Here is a 13,515-nt window from a genome sequence, read left to right as displayed (position 1 = left end):
TTACTCACCTAACTTTTTTAACCACGTTTCAATATAAGACGTATCATATTCATTGTTTTTTACATCATCACTATTTAAAAGGTTTATTAAAAAATCAATATTATTGTCTACCCCATCGATTATAAACTGATATAGGGCAACTTTCATCTTTTCTATTGCCTCATTTCTATCTTTACCGTGTACTATAAGCTTTGCAATCATAGAATCATAAAATGGAGGTATTACATAATCCTGATATACAGCACTATCAACTCTTACTCCAAAGCCACCAGGAGTATGGAATGCTGTAACTTTACCAGGACTTGGTCTAAAGTTTAGCTTTGGATTTTCAGCATTTATCCTGCACTCTATAGCATGACCACTAATTTTTATATCCTCCTGAGAATATTCTAATGCCTTTCCTGAAGCTATTTTTATCTGTTCCTTTATAATATCTATTCCTGTGACCATTTCAGTAACAGGATGTTCCACTTGGACTCTTGTATTCATTTCCATAAAATAGAAATTTTTATTTTTATCAAGTAAAAACTCAACTGTACCTGCATTTTCATAGTTACAAGCTTTGGCAGCTTTAATTGCAGCCTCACCCATTTTCTTTCTCAAGTCATCATCAAGTATTATAGAAGGTGCTTCCTCAATAACCTTTTGATTCCTCCTTTGTAGAGTACAATCCCTCTCACCAAGATATAATATTTTACCAAAGCTATCTGCAAGTATTTGGAATTCAATATGTCTTGGATTTACAATATACTTTTCTATATACATGGCATCATCATTAAAAGCAATTTTAGATTCTTGCTGGCAAAGGTTAAATAGTTTAATAAACTCGCTCTCATCATTGACGATTCTCATACCTCTGCCTCCTCCGCCACTTGATGCCTTTATCATAACTGGATAACCTATACTATCTGCTATTTTTTTAGCCTCTTCTGCAGAGTATAATTTACCTTCTGAACCCGGTACAACAGGAACTCCTGCTTTTTTCATAGTTTCTCTTGCTGTTGCTTTATCACCCATAAGTTCTATTGCCTTACTACAGGGACCTATAAATTTAATATCAGCCATTTTGCATAAAGATGCAAACTTTGCATTTTCCGACAAAAATCCAAAACCCGGATGTATCGCCTGTGCCCCTGTAAGTTTTGCAGCAGTAATTATTGCCGGGATATTAAGATAACTTTTTTTTGATTCCGTTGGACCAACACAAACTGCCTTATCTGCAAGATAAACATGCATAGCATCCTTATCGGCTTCTGAATATACTGAAACAGTTTCTATCCCCATTTCTTTACATGCTCTTATTATCCTTACTGCAATTTCACCTCTATTTGCAATCAATACTCTTTTAAACATAGCTACACCTTCCTTACCCCAAATAGAGGCTGACCGTATTCTATAAAGCTGCCATTTTGAACCATAATCTCTACTATTTCTCCATCAACATCTGAAGTTATTTCATTCATAAGTTTCATTGCTTCTACAATACAAAGGACATCTCCCTTTTTAACCTTGCTTCCTACAGTAACATAAGGTTTTGCCTCAGGATTTGGTGCTGAATAGAAAGTACCAACAATTGGAGATTTAATTATATAAATATCATTAAGTGTGTCTTTTTCGTCATTATCCTTATCTTCTGCAACTAAAAATAAACTTTCCTCTTTGGGCAGATCATAATTAACATATTTAACTGTATTATTCCTTTTAATAACAATCCTTATATTATCTTTTTGAAATTCAAATTCTGAAATACTACTTGAATCAATTTCCCTTATAATTTCTTTTATATCTTTTAATTCCATAGCATCCTCCAATAAAACCTAATATTAATACCTGGTTATAATTATTAATAATTATATCATATTATAATATATTATATCAATAATAAAAGTCAGAAGCGTTTATACTTCTGACTCCTATCTAAGCCCCATATTATTGATACCTACATCGACATCCTTTGCTTTATTATCTTTATATTTATTATCAATATTCAAAAAATCTGCTTTAACTACATCAATATGATCAACTCTTTTTAACTTTCGATGATTTTTGCTTTTCATTTTAAGTTCTCCTCCTTGCAGTAATATTATAATGGTATCCGTCATTAGAGCCTTTAGTTGTTGCATAGAAATCATTATCATCAAGTATTTTCATTATTCTATCTGTCTGATGTGCATCAGCGGACTCTAATACTATATTAAGGCTATCATTATCTCCTATTATCTCAAGCATGCCATATAATTTATTTATATCGGCAGGACCTATTGTTGTACCAAAATTTATTCTGTAGTCTGACATAAATTTTACCTCCCTTATGGATGAGCCTATAATTATTTTCTGCAAATAATCATTTAAATATTAAAGTTAAATTAATGTAGGTTCGGTAAATTTATATAAAAAAAAGCCCCAAATAGGGGCAAAAATCATTCTTCCTCTTCTTCTTCTTTTTGAGCATTTTCTATAATCTTTTGACTAATATTTGCAGGAACTTCTTCGTATCTTTCAAACCTCATTGTAAAGGAACCTCTTGCCTGAGTCATTGAGCGTAAATCTGTTGCATACTTAAAGATTTCTGCCATTGGAACTTCTGCAATTACAACCTGCATTCCATCCTTTGGTTCCATGCCAAGAACTCTACCGCGCCTTTTATTAATATCTCCTATTATATCTCCCATATATTCATCAGGAACTATTATCTCCATATGCATTATAGGCTCTAAAAGAACTGGGTCTGCTTCTTTCATGCCCTTTTTATATGCTAAAGATGCTGCAGTCTTAAAAGCCATTTCTGATGAATCAACGGGATGATAAGAACCATAATGAAGGGTTGCCTTAAGGTTAATAACTGGGTATCCTGCAAGAACACCCTTTTTAATTGCTTCTCTAAGTCCCTTTTCAACAGCTGGGATGTATTGTCTTGGAACTACTCCACCAACTATTTGGTCAACAAATACCAAATCTTCAGTTTCATACTGTGGTTCAAATTTTATAACAACATCTCCATACTGTCCATGCCCACCTGATTGCTTTTTATATTTTCCCTGTACGTCCGATGTCTTTCTTATAGTTTCTCTATATGGAACTTTAGGCAGATCAAGAATTACATCAGCACCAAATTTATTCTTTAACTTACTTGCAATAACCTCAAGATGAATTTCTCCAAGCCCTGAAATTAGAGTTTCTGCATTTTCAACATCCCTTGATATGCTGAATGTGGGATCTTCTTCTAAAAGCTTGTGGAGTCCTAAAGATATTTTTTCTTCATCCCCTTTTGATTTTGGTTTTACAGACATTGAAATACAAGGCTCTGGGAATTCAAATCCATTATAAATTATTGGTTTTAACGGGTCACACAATGTATCTCCAGTTGCAGTAAACTGAAGTTTTGCAACTGCTCCAATATCTCCCGCCTGAAGCTTTGTAACGCTTATTTGGTTTTTACCCTTTAATATATATAATGTACCGACCTTTTCAGTTTTATCTTGAGTTGAATTATATATTGAACAGTCCGAGCTTATTGAACCTGATACTACTCTAAATAAAGATAGTCTTCCAACAAAGGGGTCTGCAATAGTCTTGAATACAAAGGCTGAGAAAGGCTCATTTATATCAGGTTTTCTAACTTCCTTTTGCTTAGTTTTAGGATTAATCCCTTCATATTCTCCTTTTTCAGCTGGTGATTGAAAATATTTTACAATGCTATCCAAAAGAGTTGTTACTCCAACTCCAGTTATCGTAGAGCCACAAAATACAGGTGCTATATCTCCCGATGCAATTCCAAGTTTAAGTCCTTTTATAATATCCTCATCGGATAATTCTCCTTCGTTTAGAAATTTATCAAGTAAGTTTTCATCATTTTCAGCAACTGATTCCATTAATTTATTTCTATATTCATCAACTATCGGTAAGAGCTCCTTTGGAATTTCTCCATCAACCATAGCTTTTGTTTTAATATCATATATCTTTGCTTTCTTTTCAACTATATTTATTATACCTTTAAAATCCGCTTCCTTACCTATTGGAATATGTATTGGAACAACAGCTAATCCGAACTTTTCTTTTAATGCATTTAATGTTTTTTCATAGTTTGAATTTTCTCTATCGAGTTTATTAATAAAAAATGCTCTCGGCAACTTGAATTTATTAACAAAACTCCAACATTTTTCAGTACCGACCTGCACTCCAGATACAGCACAAACGTTAATAAGTGCAGTATCAACAGCCCTTAAACCTTCAATTACTTCCCCAACAAAATCAAAATATCCTGGAGTATCTACAAAATTAATCCTATTACCATTCCATTCACAGGGTGCTACAGCTGTTGAAATAGATATTTTCCTTTTCTTCTCTTCAGGGTCATAATCACAAACCGTTGTACCATCTTCTACTTTGCCTATCCTATCAGTTTCCTTGCAATTATATAAAATTGCTTCAACAAGACTTGTTTTGCCCGTTCCACCATGTCCTATAATCCCTACGTTTCGGACATTTTCAACTTTGTATTCTTTCATAAGAAATTCCCCCTTTAGTGCAAATTAAATTGCAAGCTTAATTAATTTATTCTATAAAAAAATGATTTTTCCTCTTTAAATTTTAAAAATTTTTTGAATAGACGCATTTATTATTTTATACTAATAATGGTATTTTATTCATAATTTTAATTTAAAAAGCAGATAAGTTAAACTTATCTGCTATTCATCGGCTCCATTTACTAAAACATCTTTGTCACAAACAAAGTATCCGTTGAATTTAATGTATGCTATATTATATACTATATTATCATCCTTACAGTAATAGTTCCCACTATACTTATAATTATATACAAAGCTGCATCCATCTATATTTCTGCAGATTGGTATATAAACACTAAAATTATAATCATCATATTTTAAATTCTTCTCATTATTTAATTTATATACTATATTCTTTTCAATAGTAAAATCAATTAAAAGTTTAGAGTTGCATGCAGTATTAGCCTCAATATTTTCAACAACATCACAAAGATTTTCAATTTTAGCTTTAGTATTTATACAGGTGGATTTGCTGAATACAGCATCAGCATCAACTCTTTCTTTTATTATGCTAAGATAAAGGTCTTTATTTGCAATATCAGCACTGCATACTACAGCTGATCTTTTAAGCATTTTAATGTCAAAATAAATATCCATATCTGACTGAAGTACAACTATCAATATTTTATCTACATATCCTTCCTTTGAAAATTTTATAATATAAGTTCCTGCTTTAAGGCTTATATTATATCTTTTATCGAAGGTTTCAACCCTCATTATATTGCATCTATTATCGTATATTGTTGCCAAAACATCCTCTAAAAGCTGCCCTGTCTTTAAATCCTGTATCTTTCCATAGACCTCTATAATATCAGTAATTTCTGGAGCAAAAACCTCTATTCCCTCATCTTCAAAAGGAAACTCTCCTATACAATCTGAATATACATATCCCTTATTAAATATATTAAGCCCTTCCTTGGCGAAAAAGCCCTTTAAGGTTATATAAAGGGTTGCCTCCTCATCTGCTCTTAAAAGTTCAATATCCCAATAAATTTTTTTACCATCAGCAAAGGCTATACCTTTGCTTGGAGTAAGCACAATAGAATCTTCAAGGGAAAAGCTGCAGTTTATTTCATCAAAAACCGAAAGTGCTGCTAAATCTGCCTCACATGTATTTTTTAAATATATTCTTAGTTTCCATGTTTCAATATCACAAAGGCTTACCTTTTGTGGACCTTCTATTATGCTTTTTTCAACTATAAGTTTATCTGTAGATTTTATTACATCTATTCCAACATCTTTGAATGGTATAGGATCAAGCTCGTCGCAGTCAACCTCTCCTTCATCGAAAATCTTATGGCCAGGAGTATCAAAGTATCCTGTTATCTCTATACCAAGGGTTTGCTTTTCTCCCTTCATTAAAGTTCCTATATTCCATGTTATCTGATTTCCAACCAATACAGGGCCAACATTAGGCATTAAAACTATATCTGCATTGGATGCAATTTCAGAATTTATAGTATCAGTTAGTACAACATTAGTTAAATCAACATCACCACAGTTTTCTATTACAACATGTAGTACCCATATTGCTGTGCTGCATGCACAAATAATCGATGGACCGCTTTCAATGTGCTTGCTAACGCATAAAACTGCACCTTCAGGTTTGTTTATTAAACCACCGCACTCATAATCTTTATTTATTACGTTTTCCTGAGTTGAAGTAAAATAGCAAAGTTTATAGGTATCAGTATCAAAGTCAAATCCTGTAAAGGCACTTACTGGTACTCTAAAATCGAGGAAAAAATCCTCGTCAGGAATAGTAGGCCCTGTGCATGGGAAAACAGTTCCTGCGCTTCTTACTCTTACATTATCATTTACTGTTTCAGGGCTGTTTAATATAATTGGTGTACTATAAATCTTAGTATTCGTTGAATCCCAAACCTCAAGGGCATAGTTGTCAGTTGTTGCGTTTACATATACAGAAAATTTAACAGAGTTATACATGTCAACTATTTGTACTCCCCATACGAACTCTTTTAGCTCATATTTTAGGGGATTATTGCTAAGTGGACTTCCGTTTAGCCTCATCCTAAAGGCAATTTCCCTTGGAGTAACAGCTACATCGTTTAAATAATAGTAACAGGCAGGATTTGAATTATCGCCCACTATGTCTACCCAGCAGGGGGTGACATTTCTAATAAGAGCAGTTTTAATATATACTGTCCATAGTCCATCGTTTGCAGGAAACATATTACCTACTCCTCTATCAATACTCTAATTTATATTATTCTTTTTTTAAAATTTTGGCACAAAATAATATATTTTTATGAGAAAACAAAAATTAATTAAAATTAAAACCAATATTGCCTTGTGTATATGTGTATAATTTTTAATATGATATAATATGATATTGAAATAGATTTAAAAACAGGTGATATGTATGAACAAATCAGAAAGTATAATTTTCGAATATCTATATAATGAATGTAAAAAGCAAAAAGAACAAGGCAAAATTAAAAGCATTGGATGTAGCACTATGGAAATTGCTAATGCCCTTAATTTGCAAAGATCTAATGTAAGTGCAGTTCTTAATAAATTGTGTAAAGAAGGTAAAATATTTAAATTAAAAGGAAAACCTATTATATATACAGTAAACATGTCTACTGAAGCAGATACATCTATAGAAAATAAGCAAAATGCAATTTTACCTGCCATAAATTTTGATAATATAATTGGCAGCAATAAAAGTTTGAAAAAAAGCATTCAACAAGCCAAGGCTGCTATTTTATATCCTCCAAATGGACTTCATACTTTGCTATTAGGCCCCACAGGTGTAGGAAAAACTATGTTCGCAGAGCTAATGTATAAATTTGCTATAGAAAAAGGAATAATTTCTCCCAATGCACCTTTCATTTCATTTAACTGTGCCGATTATGCAAATAATCCCCAGCTTTTAATAGCTCATCTTTTTGGCAGCAAAAAAGGATCTTATACAGGTGCTGATAGGGATAGAATAGGACTTGTTGACAAAGCAAACGGAGGAATTTTATTTTTAGATGAAGTTCACAGACTTCCTCCTGAAGGTCAGGAAATGTTATTTACATTAATTGATAAAGGGATTTATACTCCTCTTGGCGACATAGAAAAAAAGAAAATCGGTAAAATACTTATAATTTGTGCAACAACTGAAGATGTAGATAGTTCTTTATTAACAACCTTTACAAGAAGAATTCCAATGACAATAAATATCCCCCCTTTAAAAGATAGGACCTTAGAGGAAAGGTTTGAGCTTATATGCGAATTTTTTAAAACAGAAGCTAAAAGGATTGGCAAAGAAATAACTGTATCCACTAATACATTAAGAAGCCTTCTTTTATATAGCTGTCCTGGAAACGTAGGACAATTAAAAAGTGATATACAACTTGGATGTGCAAATTCCTTTTTAAAGTATGTTTCCCAAGGTAAGAAAAAGATAGAGGTTCACAGTACTGATTTTTCAAATAATGTAAGACAAGGATTAGTATTATACAAACAATATTCTGATAAAATTGACAAAATTATAAAAGATAATGTAAGCTTAAGCTTCAAACCAAAGGGTACAAAACTTATGCTAAAATCTGCTGATAGCAATCTTCCAGATAATTTTTATGAAAGTATTGAAAAAAGAATTCAAGAACTTAAAGAACGTGGTGTTGAAGAAGAAGATATAAATTTTACAATGTCAATAGATATTAAAAATTACTTTAATAGATATATTAAGAAATTTGAACATGAGGTAAATAAAGAAGAACTATCTAAAATAGTAGATAATAGTATTATAACAATAATAGAAGACTTTTTAAAAACTGCATCAGAGCAATTAAAAAGAATATTTCCATCTAAAGTATTTTATGGGCTTTGTCTTCATGTAAGTTCAAGTATTGAAAGAATATATCAACAGAAAAATATAATTAATCATAATCTTGCAGAGATAATTCAAAAGCATGGAAAAGAATATGGTTTAGCTTTATCATTAGCAAGCAAACTTGAAAAGAAATTCAATATTAAAATTCCAGCTGATGAAGTTGGTTTTATTGCAATGTTTCTTTGTTTTGATGAAAATGAAGAAATTTTAACTTCTAAGCCAATAATTGTGGTTGCAGCACACGGAAGGAGTACTGCCTCTTCTATGGCTGAAGTTGCTAATAAACTTGTAGGTAGTAACAACGTTTTTGCTTATGATATGAATTTAGATAAAAAACCCAAAATTGCCTATAAAGAAATAAAGGATTTAATAATTACAAATCATCAAGGATCTGGCGTAATTCTATTAGTAGACATGGGATCTCTTAGAATGTTCGGGGAGCTTATAAGCGAAGAAACAGGTATAGAAATAAGAGTAATAGACATGGTATCTACATTATTAGTTATAGAATGTGCAAGGAAGGCATTAACAAATAACAATATTCATGAAATATGTGAAGAAGTTAAATCAACAGTAAGTTTTCTAAATAATTATAATATAAGTTTTACCCAGACTTATATACCAAATAAAGATAACATAATTATTACTACATGTTTAACAGGTGAAGGAAGTGCTGTAAAATTAAAAAACATGATAGAAGAAAGAATAAATCTAAATGAAAAAGATATACAGGTAGTTCCAATATCCGCAAGTGATAAAAAAGAAATGTATAATACAATAAATATTCTATCAAAAAATAAAAAGATAATTGCAATAGTTGGAACTGTAAACCCTAATATTTATGACATACCATTTATATCAGCAGCAGAATTATTTTCAGACAGTAATTTTATAAGAATCAAAAATATAGTAAACAGAATTAAGACACCTGAGGATTTTTATAAAGATATTTTTGAAGGTCTTGAAAACGAAGTTGAACTAAATATAGCTGACTTTAAACCTTTATGTATAGATTTTATAGATAAAATAAAAGAAAACATAACAAAAGACATAGATATATACACAGTTTCAGGATTAATTCTTCATTTAGCCTGTGCAATAATAAGAGCAAATAATAAAGAAGAAGTTAGAAATTGCCCAAAAAGAGAGGAAATTATAGACGTTTATTCAAAAGAATATGATTATGTAAAAAATGCTCTCTCTCAAATTGAACATTTTTATCATATAAATTTTTCAGAGGATGAAATATGTTATATACTTATGATAATTCTAAGCATAAGTGTATAAAATAAACAATGAATTTTTTAATGTGTATAAAGATAATTACCAAATATTTTTATGTGTATAATGAAATTATATTGTGTATAATAAACGGGCAGATTGAATTGCTGCCCATTTATTATTCATAACATTAAAAATAGCTAAAATACTTGTTTTAAAATAATAAAATTAAAAGTTAAAAAATTGGCATGTATATTGCTTTATTAATAGATAAAAAAATAAAAGGAGGAATTATAATGAATATTTTATTAGCCTGTGCATCAGGTATGTCAACAGGACTAGTAGTTAAGAAAATGCAAGAGGCTGCAAAAGAAAAAGGAATAGATTGCAAGATATGGGCTGTATCTCAAGATGTTGTAGAAGAAGAAATGAAAAATGCAGATGTATTATTGATAGGACCTCAGATGAGATTTTTAAAATCAAAATTAGAATCTAAAGCTAATGAATTAGGAATTAAAATTGATGTAATAAAACCTATGGACTATGGTAGATGTGACGGACGAGCAATTTTAAATATGGCATTAGAAATGATTAATAATTAAGAAGAGGGGAGTTAATTATGGATAAAATAATGAACTTTTTAGATAAACATTTGATGCCAATTGCAGATAAATTAAACAATAATAAATATCTTACTGCATTAAGAGAAGGATTTATGCTAACATTACCATTGATAATATTTGGTTCAATTTTCGTTGTTATATCAAACTTACCATATTTAGATAGAATTCTTGGAGAAAATGGCTTAAACCAATTTAAAAACTTATTAGGTGCAGCATCTAGTTCTACTTTGTCTATAATGACATTATTTGTAGTATTCGGAATTGGCTATAGTTTGTGCAAATACTATAAAGTAGAACCAATTTATGGTTCGGCTGTTTCAGTTGCAGCATTTATAATTCTAACGCCAACATTTCTTCAATATGGTAAAACTGCAAAGGAAGTTGTAGATGGTGTTATTCCTCTTGATAGACTTGGTGCTAAAGGAATGTTTGTTGGAATAATTACAGCATTTATAGCATCAGAAATTTATAGAAAAGTAATTCAAAAAAATTGGACAATCAAAATGCCTGCAGGAGTTCCAGATGCAGTTTCCCGTTCTTTTTCTTCATTAATTCCAGCATTTATAACTTTATCTGTTTTCCTTCTTGTTAGAATAATATTTATTTTTACACCTTGGGGAAATATACACGACTTTATATATAAAATGATTCAAGCTCCTCTTATGTCATTAGGTTCAAGTTTAGGAGCAACACTTGTTGCAATTTTCTTTACTCAATTATTCTGGTTCTTCGGATTACATGGACAAATAATCATTAACTCTGTAATGGACCCAATTTGGAGAGCATTATCATTAGAAAATTTCCAAGCTTATCAAGCTGGTGCAAAACATCTTCCTCATATTGTTAACAAACAGTTTATTGATACATTTACAGTTGGAATGGGCGGAACAGGAATGACACTTGCAGTATTAATTGGAATAATCATTTTTGCAAGGAGCAAACAGTTGAGGGAAATAAGCAAAGTTGCAACCCCTCCCGGAATATTTAATGTAAATGAACCAGTAACCTTTGGTTTACCAATAGTTTTAAACCCTATGGTTTTAATACCTTGGATATTAGCTCCAATGGTAGTTACAGCTTTTACATACTTTGTTATGTCAATAGGGCTTGTTCCAGCACCAGTTGGAGTTGACGTTCCTTGGACTGTACCTATATTCTTTAGTGGAATTTTAGCAACCAATTCAATTGCTGGTGGTATTTTGCAACTTGTTAATCTTTTAATTGTTTTAGTTATATGGACTCCATTTATAATCATGCTTGATAGAAAATACAGCAGTGCAGAAAAAGGTGCAATAGGAAATAAAGCTAATAATTCATTAAGCAAATAAAAATCAATACTTTTGACATGAATTCTTATGGAGGTAATATAAATGGAAGATAAAGAAAATGTAGCATTTGAACTAATACTATACGCAGGTAATGGTCGATCAAATTCAATGGAAGCAATACAAGAAGCAAAAAAAGGCAACTTTGAAATGGCAGAAAAATTACTTAAAGAAGCTTCTATAGAATTAGGTAAGGCTCATGAGTTTCAAACAAAATTAATTCAAGAAGAAGCTTCTGGTAAATCAAAAGCTTTAAATATTTTATTAGTTCATGCCCAGGATCATTTAATGACAGCAATGGCAGTTAGAGATCTTGCAATAGAAATTGTTGAACTGTATAAGAAAAACAGATAGGAGGAATTAATTTGATTTTAAAATATGAATTCCCAAAAGGGTTCTGGTGGGGAAGCGCAGCTTCTGCCACCCAAACCGAAGGTTCATCAGACAAAGATGGCAAATCACAAAATATATGGGATTATTGGTATAGTAATGAACCTAACAGATTTTTTGACGGAGTAGGACCTCAAGTTACCTCTGATTTCTATAATAGATATAAAGAAGATATTAAATTAATGAAAGATATAGGACTTAATTCTTTTAGATTTTCTATCTCCTGGTCAAGATTAATTCCAAATGGTATAGGTGAAGTTAATAAAAAAGCTGTAGAATTTTACAACAATGTAGTAAATGAGCTAATTGATAATAATATTGAACCTTTTATAAATTTATTTCATTTTGATATGCCTATGATACTTCAAAATATAGGTGGATGGGAAAATCGTGAAGTAGTTGATGCCTATGAAAAATACGCTAAAATCTGCTTTGAACTGTTTGGTGATAGAGTTAAAAAATGGTTTACATTTAATGAACCAATTGTACCTGTAGAAGGCGGTTATTTATATGATTTCCACTATCCAAATGTTGTAGACTTTAAAAGAGCTGTACAAGTTGCTTATAACACAGTTATTGCACATAAAAGAGCAGTTAAAGAGTTCAAAAATTTAAATATCAAAAATGGTAAAATTGGAATAATTCTCAATTTAACTCCATCATATTCAAGAAGCAATAATCCAGCAGATTTAAAAGCGGCTTACATTGCAGATCTATTATTTAATAGAAGCTTTCTTGATCCTGTTGTTAAAGGAGAGTACCCCAAAGATCTGATTGAACTTTTAAAGCAAAATAACTTATTGCCAGAAGTTCAAAAGGATGATAAAAAACTTATTGAGAATAATAAAATAGACTTCATTGGAATCAATTATTACCAACCAAGAAGAGTAAAGGCAAAAGCATGTATGCCTAATCCAGAAGCACCAATACTGCCTGATAATTTCTTTGATAATTATGAAATGCCAGGAAGAAAGATGAATGTATACAGAGGCTGGGAAATATACGAAAAAGGAATATATGATATTGCAATAAATTTAAAAGAAAATTACGATAACATAGAATCTTATATTTCAGAAAACGGTATGGGTGTGCAAAATGAAGAAAGATTTATAAAGGATGGTATAATAGAAGACGATTATAGAATTGATTTTATTAAAGAACATTTAAAATGGCTTCATAAAGCAATTCAAGAAGGATGTAATGTCAAAGGATATCATATATGGACATTCATCGATAATTGGTCATGGACAAATGCATATAAAAACAGATACGGACTTGTTCAACTTGACTTAAAAACTCAAAAAAGAACACTTAAAAAGAGTGCATATTGGATGAAAGAAGTTGTAAAAAATAATGGATTTTAAAAACCTATAATTTTTTAATATAGGCTCTTTGTCAATTGTTGGGGCGGGTATTCGATTAGAATGCCTGTCCTATCTTGTTTGAGAGTTATTTTAGAAAGATAAGTTAGATTGGGGAGAGTATCCCACAAAAATTGCAGGACAAAAAGACCAACGTGAGTTGGTTTTCTAAAATTTGGT

Annotated in this window: 11 protein-coding genes; 5 read left to right on the top strand and 6 right to left on the bottom strand. The window is 30.9% G+C overall.

The window, feature by feature from the left end; translation table 11 throughout:
• From FDN13_RS08875 to FDN13_RS08855, 6 genes are all read right to left on the bottom strand, one after another.
• Entirely contained in the window at window positions 1–1,353 is a 1,353-nt protein-coding gene (locus tag FDN13_RS08875) for an acetyl-CoA carboxylase biotin carboxylase subunit (protein WP_138979864.1), read from the bottom strand.
• 2 nt (window positions 1,354–1,355) lie between these two features.
• Window positions 1,356–1,799 (bottom strand): acetyl-CoA carboxylase biotin carboxyl carrier protein, encoded by a 444-nt coding sequence (gene accB, locus FDN13_RS08870; RefSeq protein ID WP_138979863.1) that lies wholly within the window; start codon window positions 1,797–1,799, stop codon window positions 1,356–1,358.
• A gap of 114 nt (window positions 1,800–1,913) precedes the next feature.
• Window positions 1,914–2,057, bottom strand: coding sequence for a hypothetical protein (locus FDN13_RS14235; RefSeq protein WP_168190123.1), 144 nt, complete (start codon window positions 2,055–2,057; stop codon window positions 1,914–1,916).
• Between the two features lies 1 nt (window position 2,058).
• The gene (locus FDN13_RS08865; RefSeq protein WP_138979862.1) at window positions 2,059–2,295 is read right to left on the bottom strand and encodes a hypothetical protein; all 237 of its coding nucleotides are present in this window, start codon (window positions 2,293–2,295) and stop codon (window positions 2,059–2,061) included.
• Between the two features lie 125 nt (window positions 2,296–2,420).
• Entirely contained in the window at window positions 2,421–4,508 is a 2,088-nt protein-coding gene (fusA, locus tag FDN13_RS08860) for an elongation factor G (protein ID WP_138979861.1), read from the bottom strand.
• Window positions 4,509–4,688: 180 nt separating this feature from the next.
• Window positions 4,689–6,761, bottom strand: coding sequence for a hypothetical protein (locus FDN13_RS08855; protein WP_138979860.1), 2,073 nt, complete (start codon window positions 6,759–6,761; stop codon window positions 4,689–4,691).
• A gap of 190 nt (window positions 6,762–6,951) precedes the next feature.
• Between FDN13_RS08855 and FDN13_RS08850 the strand changes: the two genes are divergently transcribed.
• The 5 genes from FDN13_RS08850 to FDN13_RS08830 all read left to right on the top strand — a co-directional run bounded on the left by FDN13_RS08850 (window position 6,952) and on the right by FDN13_RS08830 (window position 13,338).
• Window positions 6,952–9,702, top strand: coding sequence for a sigma 54-interacting transcriptional regulator (locus FDN13_RS08850; RefSeq protein WP_138979859.1), 2,751 nt, complete (start codon window positions 6,952–6,954; stop codon window positions 9,700–9,702).
• Between the two features lie 230 nt (window positions 9,703–9,932).
• A complete protein-coding gene (locus tag FDN13_RS08845; RefSeq protein WP_138979858.1) occupies window positions 9,933–10,238 on the top strand; it encodes a PTS sugar transporter subunit IIB in 306 nt (101 codons plus the stop codon).
• Between the two features lie 17 nt (window positions 10,239–10,255).
• The gene (gene celB, locus FDN13_RS08840; RefSeq protein ID WP_138979857.1) at window positions 10,256–11,587 is read left to right on the top strand and encodes a PTS cellobiose transporter subunit IIC; all 1,332 of its coding nucleotides are present in this window, start codon (window positions 10,256–10,258) and stop codon (window positions 11,585–11,587) included.
• A 42-nt stretch (window positions 11,588–11,629) separates the two neighbouring features.
• Complete coding sequence (locus FDN13_RS08835; RefSeq protein WP_138979856.1) at window positions 11,630–11,938, top strand: PTS lactose/cellobiose transporter subunit IIA; 309 nt, start codon at window positions 11,630–11,632, stop codon at window positions 11,936–11,938.
• A gap of 11 nt (window positions 11,939–11,949) precedes the next feature.
• Window positions 11,950–13,338: a glycoside hydrolase family 1 protein gene (locus FDN13_RS08830; protein ID WP_138979855.1), complete on the top strand. Its 1,389-nt coding sequence runs from the start codon at window positions 11,950–11,952 to the stop codon at window positions 13,336–13,338.
• The last annotated feature ends 177 nt before the right edge of the window (window positions 13,339–13,515 follow it).

The organism is Caloramator sp. E03 (genome assembly GCF_006016075.1).
Taxonomy (GTDB): Bacteria; Bacillota; Clostridia; order Clostridiales; family Caloramatoraceae; genus Caloramator_B.
This window is presented reverse-complemented; position numbering and strand designations above follow the sequence as displayed.